Consider the following 16,475-nt stretch of genomic DNA (forward strand, 5'->3'; position numbering starts at 1 on the left):
CCAGTACGAGCATGATCACATCGGGTGAACCGGTCACCACGTAATGTACAAGAGCTTATGAGTGGAATCGCTCTGCTCCACCCGGTTGAGCGACTCTGCGCGACGAATCGACCGCATGCCGCGACGAAAGTCGCTCGGCTCACACCTCACCGTGTGTCGCACCTCCGGAGCGCGCCGTGACCGGATGATTCGGCGGCACGACCGGTCGAGCGGTCCCTTCCGTGGTGCGTTCGCGCAGGTAGACGACACGCTGCATGCAGGGATCGTGGCGGCCGTCACCCGGGTGCAGCAGTACTATCCGGTAACTCGACCGGGTGTCACGGACGGTTCGCAGCGATGGGCGGTCCGCGACGGGCGGTACCCCCGTGCGGCGCAGTACGCCGGGGACCGTCCACCGTGGCCCCGGCCCGCGCGCCCGGGGCTTGACGCTGCGGAATGATGGCCGGGTGTCCGACACGAACGACGTCATCGGCAGAGACATCACAGCGACCCCCGAGTGGACCGCGCTGACCGAGCACGCGGCGGAGGTGGAGCCCCGCCACCTGCTGGCGCTGTTCGACGAGGACCCGGACCGGGCCACCGCGCTCACGGCGGCCGGCGCCGACCTGGTCCTCGACCACTCGAAGCACCGCATCACCCGGGACACGATCGGCCTGCTCACCGCGCTCGCCCGCGCGGCCGGGCTCCCCGCGCGGACCGAGGCGATGTTCACCGGTGAGCACGTCAACACCTCGGAGGACCGCGCGGTGCTGCACACCGCGCTGCGGCTGCCCCGGGACGCGTCGCTCGTCGTCGACGGGCAGGACGTCGTCGCCGACGTCCACGCGGTCCTCGACCGGATGGGCGACTTCACCGACGCCGTCCGGTCCGGGCGGTGGACCGGCTTCACCGGCGAGCGGATCCGCACGGTCGTCAACATCGGGATCGGCGGTTCGGACCTCGGCCCGGTGATGGCCTACGAGGCCCTGCGGGACTACGCGCAGCGCGACCTCGAGTGCCGGTTCGTGTCCAACATCGACCCCACCGACCTGTCCGAGACGGTGTCCGACCTGGACCCGGCGACGACCCTGTTCCTCGTCTCCTCCAAGACCTTCACCACCCAGGAGACGCTGACGAACGCCCGCAACGCGCGGTCGTGGCTGCTCGCCGGGCTCGGCACCGACTCCACCGACGCGGTCGCGAAGCACTTCGCCGCGGTCTCGACGAATGCGGAGAAGGTCGCCGAGTTCGGCATCTCCACCGAGAACATGTTCGGCTTCTGGGACTGGGTGGGCGGCCGCTACTCGGTCGACTCGGCGATCGGGCTGTCGCTGATGTGCGCCATCGGCAGGGAGAACTTCGCGGAGTTCCTCGCCGGGATGCACGCCATGGACGTCCACTTCCGGGAGACGCCGCTGGAGCGGAACCTCCCGGTGATCGCCGGGATGCTCGGCATCTGGTACTCGAACTTCTTCGGCGCCGAGACCCGCGCGGTGCTGCCCTACTCCCAGTACCTGCACCGCCTGCCCGCCTATCTGCAGCAGCTGACGATGGAGTCGAACGGCAAGTCCGTCCGCGGCGACGGCACCCCCGTCACGACGACGACCGGGGAGATCTTCTGGGGCGAGCCGGGCACCAACGGCCAGCACGCCTTCTACCAGCTGCTGCACCAGGGCACCCGGCTCGTGCCTGCCGACTTCATCGGGTTCGCCCGCCCGCACCACGACCTCGCGGGCGAGGGGGAGGCCGACATGCACGACCTCTTCATGGCGAACCTGTTCGCGCAGTCCGCGGCGCTGGCGTTCGGCAAGTCCGCCGAGGAGATCGCCGCCGAGGGCACCCCCGCCGACGTCGTGCCGCACAAGGTGATGCCGGGCAACCGGCCGTCGTCGACGATCCTCGCCGAGAAGCTGACGCCGTCGGTGCTGGGCCAGCTCATCGCGTTCTACGAGCACGTCACGTTCGTCGAGGGCGTGATCTGGGGGATCGACTCGTTCGACCAGTGGGGCGTGGAGCTCGGCAAGGTGATGGCCAAGCAGTTCGGCCCGGCGCTCTACGCGGCGGACCCGCCGGACGCGAAGGAGGCCGGCCTCGACGCCTCGACGGCCGCGCTGATCGACCGCTACCGCTCCTGGCGCGGACGGTGAGCAGCGGCCCGGCGGGGCGGGCCCCCGCCGGGCGGACCGGCGGGGCGCCCGGGCACCGGCCCGAACCGCGCACGACCGGGATCGCCGCCGCCCTGCTCCTGGTCACGGCGGTGTCGCTGCTGCTGATCGGCGTGAGCGGCGGGCTCCAGCGGGACGTGACGACGGCGACCGGGCTCGCCGCCGAACGGGAACCCACCCCGGTGGCGTTCGCGCTGCTCGTGACGGAGATCGGCAACACGGTGGGCAGCGCGCTGGTCGCGCTCGTCGCCGGCGGCGTCCTGTTCTGGCGCGGGCGCCGCGCCGAGGGCGTCTGCCTGGCCGCCGTGCCGCTGGTCGCGAGCCTGGTGATGTCTGGGCTCAAGCGGTTCCTGGACCGGTCCCGGCCGCCGGAGCAGCTGCAGGTGCTGTCGGTGGCGAACGAGTCGCTGCCGTCCGGGCACGCGACGATGGTCGCGGCCGCGTGGACGGCGCTCGTGCTGGTGCTGTGGCCGTCGCTGACCCGGCGGGTGCGCACGCTCCTCGCCGTGTTCGCGGCGCTGTGGGCGGGCGCGGTCGGGTTCACCCGGATCTACCTGGGCGTGCACTGGCTCTCCGACGTGCTCGCCGGATGGGCGCTGGGGGCCGGGCTGGCGTTCGCCGGGGTGACGGTGCTGAGCGTCGTGCTCGCGGGCCGCCGTCCCACCGGCGTCACCTGAGCGGGCCCGGGTCAGGTGCCGCCCTCGATGTCGGCCCGCACCTGCTCGGCCCGCTCCCCCGCCGCGGCCAGGGTGCGGGCGTGCTCGTGCCAGGCCGCGACGTCCCCGCGGAGCCAGGCCGCGCGCAGCTCGTCGGCCGCGGCGGACCAGCGGCGCAGGAGCACCGCGCCCTCGGCGGCCGGACGGGAGCGCCGCATCGCCCGCTGCGCCGCGATCCCGCGGCTCATCGCCAGCATCGCGCGCATCGCCGTCGCGACCTTCCCGGTGATCTCGATCGGTACCGGCAGGCCGGCGACGGCGTGCGCACCCCGGGCGGCACGCGTCAGGAGCACCACGGCGATCCCGGCGGCCACCAGCAGGACCGGTGTCCAGAGCAGACCGGACGTGCCCGGCACCAGCAGGACGATCGTCACCAGGACCAGGACGACCGGGAACGCCCGCCGCGCCCACCGGGCGGCCCGTGACCGGGAGTGCGCCCGGCGCTGGGCCTGCAGGTCGGGCGGGCTCTGGTCGGCGCGCACGAGACCACGGTCGACGTAGAGCAGGGCGGTGTCCGATTCGTCCGGCACCCGGCGATTGTGCACGACCCGCGGGCGGCGCCGCGGCTCAGCCCTGTTCCTGCGGGCACCACCACGTCGACCGGCCGCCGACGGTCCCGTGCACCATCTCGGCCCCGTAGCGGGGACAGTGCCCGCCCGGGTGCCGGTGCTCGATCACCTCACCGGTGTGCACCCCGCCGTTCGCGATCGCCCGCTCCAGCGCCCGGTCCAGGTTGCGGTGCAGCCGGTCGAGATCGGTGCGCGTCAGGTCCCGCACCGGGGTCGCCGGGGCTATCCGGGCCTGCCAGAGCGTCTCGTCGGCCAGCAGGTTCCCGACACCCGCGAGCACCGACTGGTCCAGCAGCCGGGCCTTCACCGCCGACCTCCCGCGCAGCAGCCGCTCCCGGAACACCGCGGGCCGCAGCCCCTCGGCGTCGGGCCCGAGACCGGACAGGTCGGGATCGAGCCGGACCCGGCCCAGCCGGCGCTTGTCGAACAGCCGGAACTGCCCGCCGTCGTCGAACGTGACGGTGAAGCGGTCCCACTCGCGCTTGCGCGACTGCCGGTCGGGGCGCGCCGGGCCGCCGCCGATCCGCTCGCCGCCGGAGTTCGTGACGACGATCCGCCCGCCCATCCCGAGGTGCACGCCCAGCGCCGGCCCGGCGTCACCGTCGGAGGTCTCGGTGTCGCACCACATCGTCTTGCCGATCCGGTGGGCCGCGGTCAACCGCCCGCCCTTCAGCGCCGACGCGATGTCGCCGGGCCGGTGCGGGCGGCACACCCAGTCGTCGCGGTCGTCGACGTCGGTGATCGTGCGGCCGGTTGCCTGCGCCAGCACCGCACGCGCGTTCTCGACCTCGGGCAGCTCGGGCATGCCGGTCAGTCTCGCGCGGTCACGGAACACCCGCGCGCCGGTCCGGCGTTGCACATGATCGTGAGCGCTGGCGAGAGCGGTGCGGCCGGGACGAGCCCGGGCGCCGAGCGGATGAAGGTACGGGCCCCCGAGCTGCGCGGGCGGCGCTGGCTCAACACCGGCGGCCGGGAGATCACCCTGGCCGACCTGCGCGGCCGGATCGTCGTCCTCGACTTCTGGACGTTCTGCTGCGTGAACTGCCTGCACGCGCTCGACGAGCTCCGGCCGCTGGAAAAGGAGTTCGGCGACGTCCTGACGATCGTCGGGGTGCACTCGCCGAAGTTCGTGCACGAGGCCGACCCGGACGCCGTCGAGGCCGCGGTGGAGCGCTACGGCGTGGAGCACCCGGTGCTCGACGATCCCGAGCTGACCACCTGGGACGCCTACGCCGCCAGCGCCTGGCCGACGCTCGCGGTGATCGACCCGGACGGCACGGTCGTCGCCCGGATGGCGGGCGAGGGTCACGGACCGGGGCTCGCCGCCCTGGTGCGGGAACTCGTCGACACCCACGGCGACCGGCTGCGCCGCGGCGACGGGCCGTACGTCCCGCCGCCCGCACCGGAGACCGCGCTGCGGTTCCCGGGCAAGGTCGCGGCGCTGCCCGGCGGCACGTTCCTGGTGTCCGACACCGCGCACCACCAGCTCGTCGAGCTCGAACCCGATCTCGTCACCGAGCGCAGGCGGATCGGCGACGGCGGGCGCGGGTACACCGACGGCCCGGCCGGGAGCGCCCGGTTCTCCGAGCCGCAGGGGCTGCTCGTGCTCGACCCGTCCACGGGGCTCGTCGCGGACACGGTGAACCACGCGGTGCGCCGGGTGTCGCTCGACGACGGCACCGTCTCCACCGTGGCGGGGACGGGATCGCAGCTGCGCGAGCGCGTCGACCCGGGCGGGACCGCGGCCGAGCTGTCGTCACCGTGGGACCTCGCGCCGTGGGACGGCCACGTCGTCGTCGCGATGGCCGGGTCGCACCAGCTCTGGACGGTCGACCCGGTGTCCGGGCAGGCCCGGGTGCTGGCCGGGACGACCAACGAGGGCCTGCGGGACGGCTCGTTCGCCGAGGCGTTCCTCGCGCAGCCGTCGGGGCTCGCCACCGGCCCGGACGGCACCCTCTGGGTCGCCGACTCCGAGATCTCGGCACTGCGCCGGGTGGACGTCGACCCGGGGGCCGGGCCCGCGGTGAGCACCGCCGTCGGGCAGGGCCTGTTCGAGTTCGGGCACCGCGACGGGCCTGCGGCCGAGGCGCTGCTGCAGCACCCGCTGGGCGTCGCCGTGCTGCCCGACGGCTCGGTCGCCGTCGCCGACACCTACAACGGCGCCGTCCGCCGGTTCGACCCGGCCGCGGGCAGCGTGTCGACGCTGGCCGAGGGGCTCGCCGAGCCCTCGGACCTGCTGGTGGACGGCGAGACGCTGGTCGTCGTGGAGTCCGCGGCGCACCGCCTGGTGCGGCTGCCGATCCCGGCCGGGTCGCTGGTCGAGGGCGGCCGGCACACCGTCCGGCGCACGCCCACCGAGCTGGGCGCCGGCGTCGCCCTGCGGATCGGGTTCACCCCGCCCGCGGGCCAGCACCTCGACGACCGGTTCGGCGACCCGACGTCGCTCACCGTCGCCGCGGACCCGCCGTCGCTGCTGCGGGCGGGGGCCGGCACCGCGACCGGGCTGACCCGCGAGCTGGAGCTCGACCCGGCCGTCGGGTCCGGGGTGCTGCAGGTCGCCGTCGCCGCTGCGGCCTGCGACGCCGCCGACGGCGGGCCCGACACGTTCGCCGCCTGCCACCGCTACCAGCAGGACTGGGGCATCCCCGTCACCGTCACCGGGACCGGCCCTGCGGTGCTCGACCTGGACCTGCGCTCGGTGTAGGCGCGGCTCAGCTCTCCACCCAGGCGAGCACGGCCATCACGCGGCGGTGGTCGTCCGACGACGGCGGCAGCCCGAGCTTGGTGAAGATCGACGAGATGTGCTTCTCGACGGCCCCCTGGGTGATCACCATGATCCGGCCGATCGCGGTGTTCGTGCGGCCCTGGGCCATGAGCTCGAGCACCTCCCGCTCGCGGGGCGACAGCTCCTCGAGCGGGTCCCGGCGGCGCCGCTTGGTCAGCAGCGCGGACACGACCTCCGGGTCGAGGACGGTGCCGCCCGCGGCCACCCGGCTCAGCGCGTCGGCGAGGTCGGCGAGCTTCGAGACCCGGTCCTTGAGCAGGTAGCCGACTCCCCCACCCGCCTCCAGGAGGTCGGTCGCGTAGGACTCCTCGACGTACTGGGACAGCACCAGGATCCCGACGGCCGGGTGCTGCCTGCGGATCTCCAGTGCGGCGCGCAGGCCCTCGTCGGTGAACGACGGCGGCATCCGCACGTCGACGACCGCCACCTCCGGCCCGTGCTCGGCCACCGCCTCGACGAGCGTGGTGCCGTCGCCGACCGCTGCCAGGACCGTCGCACCCGCCTCCTCCAGCAGCCGGACCAGGCCCTCGCGCAGCAGCATCGAGTCCTCGGCGAGGACCACGCGCATCGTCATGGACCTATCCTGGGTCACGCCTCCCCCAGCCCGGCGACCGGTACCTCCGCCGTGAGGACCGTCGGACCGCCCGCGGGGCTGCGCACGTCCAGCCGGCCCTCGACGATCTCCAGCCGGTCCGCGAGCCCGGCCAGGCCGTGCCCCTTGCCGAGGTGGGCGCCACCGCGGCCGTCGTCGCGGACCACGATGCGCAGCAGGGTCTCGTCGACGGTGACGACGACCGTCGCGGACGAGGCCCCGGCGTGCTTCGCCACGTTGGTCAGCGCCTCCGACACGACGAAGTACGCGGTGTTCTCGACCAGCGCCGGCATCCGGGCGCCGGGATCGAGGTCCACGTCGAGATCGACGGGGACGGGGCTGCGGCCTGCCGCCGCGGCCAGCGCGGGCCCGAGGCCGCGGTCGGCGAGGATCGGCGGGGCGATGCCCCGGGACAGCGCCCGCAGCTCGGACAGCGCCTCGCGGCTCTGCTCGAGCGCCTCGTGCAGCAGGGGGCGGGCGCGCTCGGGGGCGTCGTCGAGGCGGCGCACGGCCGCCTCCAGGTCCATCCCGAGGCGGACCAGGCGCTGCTGCGGACCGTCGTGGATGTCACGCTCCAGCCGGCGCAGCGTCTGCGCCTCCGCGGCGACGGCGGCGCGGCGCCCCGCGGCGAGTGCCTGGGCCCGGGCACGCAGAGCGGCGGTCTGGTTCGTGAGCAGGCCCCGGGCCAGCAGCGCGCGGACGTCGGTCAGCCACCGCACCACCGTCGGGAGGGTCACCAGCAGCAGCACGCCGAGCCCGGTGTTCAGCGCGATGTCGCCGGCCGTCGAGTGGATCCCGGTGACCGACTCGAACAGCGTCCAGACGTCCTCCCCGCGCGGCAGCGACCACTGCCAGAACACGTAGAACAGCCCGCCGAGGCCGGTCACCGACCACACCAGCGCGACGGCGGCGGTGATCGCCCGCAGCGGCAGCGCGGCCACGGCGTGCGCGACGTCGCGCCAGCTCTGCGGATCGGCCAGCGCGCGGAACAACCGGCTCATCAGCCGTCGTCCGCGGTTGGGGCGGTAGTGGTGCGGCGGCAGCGGCCGCCCGGTCGCCGCCTCCGTCGCGCGGCGCTCCAGCTCGGCCAGGCCGCGCGCCGCGACCAGCGTCCCGACGGTGATCGGCAGCCCGATCCAGACCACGAAGGTCCCGGCCCCGAGACCCAGCCCGACGAGCACGACGACGCCGCTGATGATCGCGAGCGGCAGGCCCGTCAGCAGGTAGGCCATCTGCGCGCCCAGCCGGGTGCGGCCGGGCCAGCCCGACGGCCAGCTCACCGACTGCGGCAGGTGGCGGCCGCCGTCGCGCAGCAGGTACTCGCGCAGTGCGCCGTTGCCCCAGCCCTCGAGCACGCGCACCAGGTGCGGATCGAGGGGGTTGCCGCCCGGCTCGTCGGGATGCGGCTCCCGGCGGGCCTCCGGGTCCCCGGTGGTCCGCGTCTGCTCCGGCATGGCGCTCGGTCCCTCCGGTCGGGTCGTGATCCGAGGATAGGCGGGTGGCCCCTCCGGTGAGCGGGTCGCGTGTGCCGCCCGCCGTGACCGGACCGGTGGTCCTGCTCACCCCCGCGCCGCACTCGCGCGTCCCCCGGCTGTCGTGGTGAGCTACCGGGCGGTAGCAACCGCGACGACGCGAGGAGCCTGACGCGTGGATCCCTCCGACCTGACCGACGTCCTGGATTCCGTCCGTGACTTCATCCGCACCGAGGTGGTGCCGCTGGAGGAGACGATCGACGCCGAGGACGCCGTCCCGGAGCGGATCGTCGCCCAGTGCAAGGAGATGGGCCTGTACGGGTTCACCATCCCCGAGCAGTACGGCGACCTGGGCCTGACCGCGTCGGAGGAGGTCCGGCTGGCGTTCGAGCTGGGGTGGACCACCCCGGCGCTGCGGTCGCTGTTCGGCACCAACAACGGCATCGCCGGGCACGTCCTGCTGGAGGGCGGCACCGACGAGCAGAAGGCCCACTGGCTGCCGCAGCTCGCCTCCGGCCGGGTCACGGCATCGTTCGGGCTCACCGAGGCCGACGCGGGGTCCGACCCGTCGTCGCTCGCCACCCGCGCGGTCCGGGACGGCGACAGCTGGGTGATCAACGGGTCGAAGCGCTACATCACGAACTCCCCGGTCGCCGACGTGATCATGGTGTTCGCCCGGACCGACCCGGACGCCCCGGGCAACCGCGGCATCTCCACCTTCCTCGTCCCGCGGGACACGCCCGGCCTGTCGGTCGGCCCGAAGGACCTGAAGATGGGCCAGTTCGGGGCGTGGACCGCCGACGTGCACCTCGACGACGTCCGGGTCCCGTTCGAGAACGTCGTCGGCGGCGAGGAGGGCATCGACAACGGCTTCCTCACCGCGGCGAAGTGCCTCGCGCACGGGCGGCTGCACATCGGCGCCGTCTGCGTCGGGATGGCCGACCGGCTGGTGCACGAGACCGTCGAGTACGCGCGGACCCGGGAGCAGGGCGGAAAGCCGATCGCCCGGTTCCAGCTGGTCCAGGGCCTCGTCGCGGACTCGGTGACCGACGCCCGCGCCGGTCGCGGCCTCGTCCTCGACGCCGCCCGCAGCTTCGACGACGGCACCGACATGGTGTCCGGCCCCGCCGCCGCGAAGTACTTCTGCTCGGAGATGGTCGGCCGGGTCGCCGACCGGGCCGTCCAGGTGCACGGCGGGGCGGGGTACATGCGGGGCGTGGCCGTGGAGCGCTTCTTCCGCGACGCCCGGCTGTTCCGGATCTACGAGGGCACCAGCCAGATCCAGCAGGTCATCATCGCCCGGGACGCGCTCGGCAAGGCCGCCCGCGGCTGACCGCACACCGGCGGTCCGGCCCGGCCGGACCGCCGGTCATCCCCCGGCGAGCACGCCGCGCAGCGCCGCGGACACCGTCCGGACCTCGTCCACCAGGTCCTGCTCCGCGGGCGCCTCGACCCAGCGCTCGAACGCGGTGCGGAACACGGCCTCCGCCGCCTCCGCCGCCACGGTCGCCGCGGGCTCCGCCACACCGCGGTCGCGCAGTCCCCCGGCGAGCACCTGCGCGACGGTCGCCATCTTCACCAGCTCCCGCTCGCGCAGTGACGCGTTCGCCGCGAGCACCCGCTGCCGGCGTCGCGCGAACGCCCACCGCCCGCCGAACGAGCCCGCCACGTGCTCGATCGCCGCGGCCAGCGCCGGCTCGGGCGGCAGGTCCGGGCCCGCCGCGGCCAGTCCCTCGGCGAAGAGACCCACGAACGCCTGACCGGAGTCACCGCCGAAGAGCACCTCGCGCTTGTCGGCGTAGTGCCGGAAGAAGGTCCGCTTGGTGACCCCGGCCCGGGAGGCGATGTCCTCCACCGTCGTGCCGTCGTAGCCGTGCTCCTCGAACAGGTCCAGCGCCGCGGCGCGCAGCCGTCCCGCGGCGTCCGGCTCCCATCGACCCATGGGCCGAGCCTACGTGACGACACCACGTGTCATCGCGGTGTACGGTGATGTCACCAGATGACATCACTGGTCATCGCGTCACCGGAGGACACCTCATGCGCATCCTGGTCACCGGAGCGACCGGCTGGGTCGGCACCGCCCTCGTCCCCGAGCTCCTCGGAGCAGGTCACCGGGTCGTCGGCCTGGCCCGCTCCGACACCGGCGCGGCCGCGCTCACGGACGCCGGCGCCGACGTCGTCCGGGGCGATCTGGACGAACTCGGCCTGCTGTCCGCCGCGGCCGCGGACTCCGACGGCGTCGTCCACCTCGCCTTCAAGCACGACGTGGCGTTCGGCGGCGACTTCCCCACCGCCGTCGCGGCGGACCGGGCGGCGGTCGCCGCGCTCGCCGCCCCGCTGAAGGGCACCGGGCGCCCGCTCGTCATCGCCTCCGGGCTGGCCGGGCACGCGTCCGGAGCGGCCGTCACCGAGGACGACACGGCGGACCCCGGCGACCCGACGGCCGGCCGGATGGCCACCGAGCAGGACGTCCTGCAGCTCGCGTCGTCGGGGGTGCGCTCGGCGAGCGTCCGGCTCGCCCCGACCGTGCACGGCGCGGGCGACCCCGGGTTCATGGCCACGTTCGTCGACGTGGCGCGGCGGACCGGGGTGAGCGGTCACGTCGGTGACGGGACGCAGCACTGGCCCGCCGTGCACGTCGGCGACGCCGCCCGGCTGTTCCGGCTGGCCTGCGAGTCCGCGCCGGCCGGGTCCGTGCTGCACGCCGCCGCCGAGCCGGGCGTGCCGATGCGGGAGATCGCCGGGACGATCGGCCGCGGCCTCGACCTGCCGGTGCGGCAGGTGCCCCCGGAGCACTTCGGCGGGCTGGGCACCTTCGCCGGGCTCGACGTCGTCGCCCGGAGCGACCGGACGCGGGCACTGCTGGACTGGCACCCGGCCGGTCCCACCCTGACCGAGGACCTCGAGCGGCACTACGTCCACGCCGCCGCCGGGCACGCCCACCACTGACCGGTCCCGGAACGACGGACGGCCCCGCTCCCGGATGTCCGGGAGCGGGGCCGTGGCCGTGTCGCGCGCTGCTCAGTGATGGGCGGGGCCCCGGTGGTACTCGAAGACCAGGCCGCCCACGGCGATCAGCACGAGCGTGCCGCCGACCACGATCATCCAGACGTAGAAGAACGCCAGGCCGAGGCCGGTGAACGCGGCCGCGGCGGCCAGGCCGAGCGGCCAGTAGCTGCCCGGGGAGAAGAAGCCGACCTCGCCGGCGCCGTCGGAGACCTCGGCCTCCGGGTTGTCCTCCGGACGCTCCTCCAGCCGCCGCGAGACGAACCGGAAGTAGGTGCCGACGATCAGCGACAGGCCCGCGGTGAGCCACAGCGCGGTGACGCCGACGACCTCGCCCGCCACGAACATGTAGACGATCGCGCAGAGGATGAAGAACCCGGTGCAGATCTCGAAGATCCGGGACTCGATCTTCATGGTGTCGCCCTCCCTCAGCCCGTGACCTGCGCGGCCAGCTGGCCACGGTCAGTCGAGAACGGCTTCGTGCTGATCGCCTCCGGCGCGCACCACTCCCCGCAGTTCAGCGCCTGCAGCGCCTCCCCGGTGGTGTAGGGCTGCCCGGTCTGCGGGTTCGTCTCCTTGCGGAGCTGGATGTAGCGGTCGAACAGCGCGGGCTCGATCGCGCGCACCTCGAAGTTCATCTGCGAGTGGTACGTGCCGCAGAGCTCGGCGCACCGGCCGACGAAGGCGCCCTCGCGCTCGATCCGGTCGATCACGTAGGTGTTGTCCTGCTCGTTCCGCTCGGGGAACGGGAAGACGTCACGCTTGAAGAGGAACTCCGGCACGTAGAACGAGTGGATCACGTCGGGCGAGCGCTGGGTGAACTCGATCGACCGGTCGGTCGGCAGCACCATGATCGGGATGACGTCGCTGGTGCCGAGGGTGTTCACGGCCTGGCCGTTCGCACCGGTCTCGTCCGGGTACGAGAACTCCCAGTTCCACTGGAAGCCGACGATGTCGACGCGGAGGTCGGCCGGTCCACCCGCGGTGGCCTCCTCCTTGTCGACGTAGTTCTGCACGTTGACGGTGAAGCCGAAGAGCACGGCGACGATCACCGTGGGGATCGCGGTGAAGACGATCTCGACCGGCAGGTTGTACTGCGTCTGGCGCGGCAGCGAGCCGTCGTCGTCCTTGCGCTTCCGGTGGAAGATCATCGCCCAGAACATGACGCCCCAGGTGATGACGCCGACGACGAGCGCGGCGATCGCGGACCAGGTCCAGAGGTTCCGCATGGACTCGGCCTCGGGGGTGACCCCGACCGGCCAGCCGAAGCGGATGACCTCCTCGACCGAGCAACCGGACAGTGCCAGCAGAGCCGGCACGCCCAGCACGCCGAGCTTCGCCGCCCGGGCTATCCGGGAGCGGCCTTCGGTTCGGGCCACTGCGTGCCGCCTTCCTGTCGTCTCCTGCGTCAGCCGCACTGCCAGCACGTTCTTCCTTGCTCTGATTCCGGCACTGTCACCACGGGGCGGCCGAAGGCGATCATCGCTCACCCGTTCGGAGCACCATCTTCGACCTCGCGTAGAGACTAGACGAACACCCCGGCCGACGCCCCCTCCGGGGTGCCCGCGGGTTCGTGTCCCACGCCACCCGCCGACGGCGGAAACCGGCAGTCTCGCAGGAGGAAGGCCGTTCGCCACCGGGGCGCGCGAGACCCGTCCGGATGACTCGTCATACTGATTCGTGTGTGCGGACTGCTGGGACTGCTGACCGCCGGGGCGGACGCCGCGACCCGGGTCGAGCCGATCGCCGACGCGCTGCGCTGTGCGCGGCACCGGGGACCCGACGAGAGCGCTACGTGGAACGACCACGATCTCGTCCTCGGGTTCAACCGGCTCTCCATCATCGACGTCGATCACTCGCACCAGCCCCTGCACTGGGGACCGGTGCCCGGTGAGGACACCCGGTACACGATCGTCTTCAACGGGGAGATCTACAACTACCCCGAGCTCCGCGAGGAGCTCATCGAGAACTACGACGCCGCCTTCGCCACCGAGGGCGACGGCGAGGTCATCGTCGCGGCCTTCCACTACTGGGGCCCCGACGCCGTCCAGCGGCTGCGCGGCATGTTCGCGTTCGCCATCTGGGACGCGGTGGAGCGCGAGCTGTTCGTCGCCCGAGACCCGTTCGGCATCAAGCCGATGTTCCTCGCCACCACCGCGGCGGGCACCGCGTTCGCCAGTGAGAAGAAGTCGCTCCTCGCGCTCGCCGGCGAGCTCGGCATCGGGCTGGACCTGGAGCCGGCGGCGCTGCAGCACTACCTGACGCTGCAGTACGTCCCGGAGCCGATGTCGCTGAACCGCATGATCTCGCGCGTCGAGTCAGGCACCCACGTGACCGTGCGGCCCGGCGAGGAGCCGCTGCACCAGCGCTACTTCGCGCCGAAGTTCGTCTCGCTGCCCAGCCACGCCCCGGCCAGCGCCGAGGCCGAGGCGATCGTGCACGGCGAGATCGCCGACGTGCTGCGCGACTCGGTCGCCAAGCACATGCGCGCGGACGTCACCGTCGGTGCGTTCCTCTCCGGCGGGATCGACTCGACCGCGATCGCGGCGCTCGCCAAGGAGCACAACCCGAACCTGATCACCTTCACCACCGGCTTCGAGCGCGAGGGCTACTCCGAGGTCGACGTCGCCGCCGAGTCCGCGGCCGCGATCGGCGTGCGCCACGTGGTCCGCACGGTCAAGCCGGACGAGATGATGGAGGCCCTGCCGCTCATCATCTGGTACCTCGACGACCCGGTCGCCGACCCGGCGCTGGTCCCGCTGTGGTTCATCGCCCGCGAGGCCCGCGAGCACGTCAAGGTGGTGCTCTCCGGCGAGGGCGCCGACGAGCTGTTCGGCGGCTACTCGATCTACCGCGAGCCGCTGTCGCTGGCGCCGTTCGAGAAGGTGCCCGGCACGCTGCGGCCGATCATGCGGCGGGCGTCGCGCAAGATGCCCGAGGGGATGCGCGGCAAGGACCTGCTGCGCCGCGGGTCGCTCAGCCTGGAGCAGCGCTACTACGGCAACGCCCGGATCTTCCGCGACGACCAGCTGCACGAGGTCCTGCGCGGCTACGACCCGCGCGTCTCGCAGCAGGACGTGACGGCCCCGCACTACTTCGCCAGCCACGACTGGGACCCGGTCGCCCGGATGCAGCACGTGGACCTGTTCACCTGGCTGCGCGGCGACATCCTGGTCAAGGCGGACAAGATGACGATGGCGCACTCGCTGGAGCTGCGGGTGCCGTTCCTCGACCCCGAGGTCTTCGACATCGCCTCGTCGCTGCCGCAGTCGCAGAAGATCACCCACAGCGCAAACGGCACCACCAAGTACGCGCTGCGCCGGGCCTGCGAGGGGATCATCCCGCCGCACGTGCTGAACCGGCCGAAGCTGGGCTTCCCGGTGCCGATCCGGCACTGGCTGCGCGACGAGATGTACGCGTGGGCGCGGGACATCCTGCAGAACTCCGGTGCCGGGCACCTGATCGACCTGCAGGCCGTGCACCGCATGCTCGACGCGCACCGCGAGGGCCCGGTCGACCACTCCCGGCGGATCTGGGCGGTGCTGGTCTTCCTGATCTGGCACGGCATCTTCGTCGAGAAGCGGATCGTGCCGGACGTCCCGACGCCGAGCTACCCGGTCAAGATCTGACCCGTCCCGAACGGCCGAACGGCCGGTACCCGAGTGATCGGGTACCGGCCGTTCGTCGTTCCGGGGCCGGCGTCAGGCCGGGAGGACGGCGCCGATCTCGTCCGCGGCGGCGTCACCGAAGGCGTCGCGCAGGCGGACCAGGGCGGCGGCACGGTCCAGGGTCCACTCCTGCGGCCCGTCGGACTCCAGCACGTAGGTCGCGATGAGCGCGCCCAGCTGCGCGGAGCGCTCCACTGAGAGGCCGCCGTTCAGCGCGGTGAGGAAGCCGGCGCGCCAGGCGTCGCCGACGCCGGTCGGGTCGACCTGCTGGGTCGGCGGGACGACGTCGACCCGGGTCTCGGTGCCGTCGGACTCGACGATCACCGCACCCTTCTCGCCGAAGGTGGTGATCCGGGTGCCGACCTTCGAGGCGATCTCGGCCTCGGACCAGCCGGTCTTCTTGAGCAGCAGCTCGTACTCGTAGTCGTTCGTGACGAGGAACTTCGCGCCCTCGATCAGGCGCTTCACCTCGGGGCCCTCCATCCGGGCCAGCTGCTGGGACGGGTCCGCGAGGAACGGGTAGCCCTTCTCGCGGCACTCGTCGGTGTGGCGGACCATGGCGTCCGGGTCGCTGGCACCGATGAGCACCAGCTCGAAGCCGCCGACGCGCTCGGCGATCGGGGCCAGCTCGATCTCGGAGGACTTGGCCATCGCGCCGGTGTAGAAGGACGCGATCTGGCGCATGTCGTCGTCGGTGGTGCAGACGAAGCGGGCGGTGTGCACGTCGTCGTGGGTGTGCACGCCGGAGGTGTCGACGCCCAGGTCGTCCAGCACCTTCCTGTACTCGGCGAAGTCGGCACCCACCGCCCCGATGAGCACCGGGTTCTGGCCGAGCACACCGAGCGCGAACGCGATGTTCCCGGCCACCCCGCCCCGGCGGACCGTCAGGTCGTCGACGAGGAAGCTGACCGAGATCCGGTCGAGCTGCTCGGCGAGGATCTGCTCGGAGAACTTCCCGGGGAAGTGCATCAGGTTGTCAGAAGCGATGGATCCCGTCACGGCAATAGGCACGACGGGCACCCTACGACACGGAAACGGGCCTCGTCCCGATCATGATGATCAGGACGAGGCCCGTCCGAGCGTCTGACCTGCGGCTCAGCCCAGGATCAGTTGAACGAGTCACCGCAGGCGCAGGAGCCCCCGGCGTTCGGGTTGTCGATCGTGAAGCCCTGCTTCTCGATGGTGTCGACGAAGTCGATGGTCGCGCCCTGCAGGTACGGCGCGCTCATCCGGTCGACACCGACCTTGAGGCCGTGGAAGTCGCGGAACAGGTCGCCGTCGAGCGAGCGGTCGTCGAAGAACAGCTGGTAGCGCAGACCGGCGCAGCCACCCGGCTGCACCGCGATGCGCAGGTGCATGTCGTCGCGCCCCTCCTGCTCGAGCAGGGTGCGGGCCTTGACGGCCGCGGCGTCGGACAGCTCCACGCCGTGGGTCTGGGTGTCGGTGGCGTTATCGACGGTCATGGCTCTCCCAACAACGTGCGGGTCCGCCGTAATCCCGGGACAGGCGGCGTTCGTACCGGT

Annotated in this window: 15 protein-coding genes; 6 read left to right on the forward strand and 9 right to left on the reverse strand. The window is 72.9% G+C overall.

What is annotated here, in order from left to right:
* Positions 1 to 446: 446 nt before the first annotated feature.
* A complete protein-coding gene (gene pgi / locus Ae150APs1_RS06265; RefSeq protein WP_212567165.1) occupies positions 447 to 2,126 on the forward strand; it encodes a glucose-6-phosphate isomerase in 1,680 nt (559 codons plus the stop codon).
* Positions 2,123 to 2,821 (forward strand): phosphatase PAP2 family protein, encoded by a 699-nt coding sequence (locus Ae150APs1_RS06270; RefSeq protein WP_075296383.1) that lies wholly within the window; start codon positions 2,123 to 2,125, stop codon positions 2,819 to 2,821. The genes pgi and Ae150APs1_RS06270 overlap by 4 nt, the downstream gene beginning before the upstream one ends.
* A gap of 11 nt (positions 2,822 to 2,832) precedes the next feature.
* Here the strand turns inward: Ae150APs1_RS06270 and Ae150APs1_RS06275 are convergent, their stop codons facing one another.
* Together Ae150APs1_RS06275 and Ae150APs1_RS06280 are read right to left on the reverse strand one after the other, a co-directional pair.
* Positions 2,833 to 3,390, reverse strand: a complete 558-nt coding sequence (locus Ae150APs1_RS06275; protein WP_060633697.1) for a hypothetical protein — start codon at positions 3,388 to 3,390, stop codon at positions 2,833 to 2,835.
* A 37-nt stretch (positions 3,391 to 3,427) separates the two neighbouring features.
* Complete coding sequence (locus tag Ae150APs1_RS06280) at positions 3,428 to 4,234, reverse strand: DNA-formamidopyrimidine glycosylase family protein (protein WP_075301740.1); 807 nt, start codon at positions 4,232 to 4,234, stop codon at positions 3,428 to 3,430.
* Positions 4,235 to 4,288: 54 nt separating this feature from the next.
* Here Ae150APs1_RS06280 and Ae150APs1_RS06285 point away from each other — a divergent pair, with 54 nt between their 5' ends.
* Positions 4,289 to 6,133: an NHL domain-containing thioredoxin family protein gene (locus tag Ae150APs1_RS06285; RefSeq protein WP_212567166.1), complete on the forward strand. Its 1,845-nt coding sequence runs from the start codon at positions 4,289 to 4,291 to the stop codon at positions 6,131 to 6,133.
* Positions 6,134 to 6,140: 7 nt separating this feature from the next.
* Here the strand turns inward: Ae150APs1_RS06285 and Ae150APs1_RS06290 are convergent, their stop codons facing one another.
* Both Ae150APs1_RS06290 and Ae150APs1_RS06295 read right to left on the reverse strand, forming a co-directional pair.
* Positions 6,141 to 6,782: a response regulator transcription factor gene (locus Ae150APs1_RS06290; protein ID WP_029239243.1), complete on the reverse strand. Its 642-nt coding sequence runs from the start codon at positions 6,780 to 6,782 to the stop codon at positions 6,141 to 6,143.
* A gap of 20 nt (positions 6,783 to 6,802) precedes the next feature.
* Complete coding sequence (locus tag Ae150APs1_RS06295; protein ID WP_010225476.1) at positions 6,803 to 8,260, reverse strand: sensor histidine kinase; 1,458 nt, start codon at positions 8,258 to 8,260, stop codon at positions 6,803 to 6,805.
* A 193-nt stretch (positions 8,261 to 8,453) separates the two neighbouring features.
* Between Ae150APs1_RS06295 and Ae150APs1_RS06300 the strand changes: the two genes are divergently transcribed.
* Positions 8,454 to 9,611, forward strand: a complete 1,158-nt coding sequence (locus Ae150APs1_RS06300) for an acyl-CoA dehydrogenase family protein (RefSeq protein WP_075296385.1) — start codon at positions 8,454 to 8,456, stop codon at positions 9,609 to 9,611.
* Between the two features lie 36 nt (positions 9,612 to 9,647).
* On the opposite strand, the gene Ae150APs1_RS06305 is transcribed toward Ae150APs1_RS06300, so the two are convergent.
* On the reverse strand, positions 9,648 to 10,220 hold the full coding sequence (locus tag Ae150APs1_RS06305) for a TetR/AcrR family transcriptional regulator (protein WP_075296387.1): 573 nt from the start codon (positions 10,218 to 10,220) through the stop codon (positions 9,648 to 9,650).
* A 95-nt stretch (positions 10,221 to 10,315) separates the two neighbouring features.
* Between Ae150APs1_RS06305 and Ae150APs1_RS06310 the strand changes: the two genes are divergently transcribed.
* Entirely contained in the window at positions 10,316 to 11,227 is a 912-nt protein-coding gene (locus Ae150APs1_RS06310; RefSeq protein ID WP_075296389.1) for an SDR family oxidoreductase, read from the forward strand.
* A 72-nt stretch (positions 11,228 to 11,299) separates the two neighbouring features.
* Here the strand turns inward: Ae150APs1_RS06310 and Ae150APs1_RS06315 are convergent, their stop codons facing one another.
* Together Ae150APs1_RS06315 and Ae150APs1_RS06320 are read right to left on the reverse strand one after the other, a co-directional pair.
* The gene (locus tag Ae150APs1_RS06315) at positions 11,300 to 11,698 is read right to left on the reverse strand and encodes a cytochrome c oxidase subunit 4 (protein ID WP_010225485.1); all 399 of its coding nucleotides are present in this window, start codon (positions 11,696 to 11,698) and stop codon (positions 11,300 to 11,302) included.
* A 14-nt stretch (positions 11,699 to 11,712) separates the two neighbouring features.
* Entirely contained in the window at positions 11,713 to 12,663 is a 951-nt protein-coding gene (locus tag Ae150APs1_RS06320; protein WP_075296391.1) for a cytochrome c oxidase subunit II, read from the reverse strand.
* A 303-nt stretch (positions 12,664 to 12,966) separates the two neighbouring features.
* Between Ae150APs1_RS06320 and asnB the strand changes: the two genes are divergently transcribed.
* Positions 12,967 to 14,913 (forward strand): asparagine synthase (glutamine-hydrolyzing), encoded by a 1,947-nt coding sequence (gene asnB, locus Ae150APs1_RS06325; protein ID WP_075296393.1) that lies wholly within the window; start codon positions 12,967 to 12,969, stop codon positions 14,911 to 14,913.
* 72 nt (positions 14,914 to 14,985) lie between these two features.
* Here asnB and Ae150APs1_RS06330 read toward each other — a convergent pair whose 3' ends face one another.
* On the reverse strand, positions 14,986 to 15,921 hold the full coding sequence (locus tag Ae150APs1_RS06330) for a carbohydrate kinase family protein (protein WP_139317087.1): 936 nt from the start codon (positions 15,919 to 15,921) through the stop codon (positions 14,986 to 14,988).
* 137 nt (positions 15,922 to 16,058) lie between these two features.
* The gene (locus tag Ae150APs1_RS06335) at positions 16,059 to 16,415 is read right to left on the reverse strand and encodes an iron-sulfur cluster assembly accessory protein (protein ID WP_010225492.1); all 357 of its coding nucleotides are present in this window, start codon (positions 16,413 to 16,415) and stop codon (positions 16,059 to 16,061) included.
* Between the last annotated feature and the right edge of the window lie 60 nt (positions 16,416 to 16,475).

Source organism: Pseudonocardia sp. Ae150A_Ps1 (genome assembly GCF_001932315.1).
GTDB lineage: Bacteria > Actinomycetota > Actinomycetes > Mycobacteriales > Pseudonocardiaceae > Pseudonocardia.

Bases quoted from the DNA above. Each gene is read 5' to 3' on its own strand.
- Ae150APs1_RS06280 (WP_075301740.1), bottom strand. From the start codon at position 4,234: ATGCCCGAGCTGCCCGAGGTCGAGAACGCGCGTGCGGTGCTGGCGCAG.
- Ae150APs1_RS06285 (WP_212567166.1), top strand. From the start codon at position 4,289: ATGATCGTGAGCGCTGGCGAGAGCGGTGCGGCCGGGACGAGCCCGGGC.
- Ae150APs1_RS06290 (WP_029239243.1), bottom strand. From the start codon at position 6,782: ATGCGCGTGGTCCTCGCCGAGGACTCGATGCTGCTGCGCGAGGGCCTG.
- Ae150APs1_RS06295 (WP_010225476.1), bottom strand. From the start codon at position 8,260: ATGCCGGAGCAGACGCGGACCACCGGGGACCCGGAGGCCCGCCGGGAG.
- Ae150APs1_RS06305 (WP_075296387.1), bottom strand. From the start codon at position 10,220: ATGGGTCGATGGGAGCCGGACGCCGCGGGACGGCTGCGCGCCGCGGCG.
- Ae150APs1_RS06310 (WP_075296389.1), top strand. From the start codon at position 10,316: ATGCGCATCCTGGTCACCGGAGCGACCGGCTGGGTCGGCACCGCCCTC.
- Ae150APs1_RS06315 (WP_010225485.1), bottom strand. From the start codon at position 11,698: ATGAAGATCGAGTCCCGGATCTTCGAGATCTGCACCGGGTTCTTCATC.
- Ae150APs1_RS06330 (WP_139317087.1), bottom strand. From the start codon at position 15,921: ATGCACTTCCCCGGGAAGTTCTCCGAGCAGATCCTCGCCGAGCAGCTC.
- Ae150APs1_RS06335 (WP_010225492.1), bottom strand. From the start codon at position 16,415: ATGACCGTCGATAACGCCACCGACACCCAGACCCACGGCGTGGAGCTG.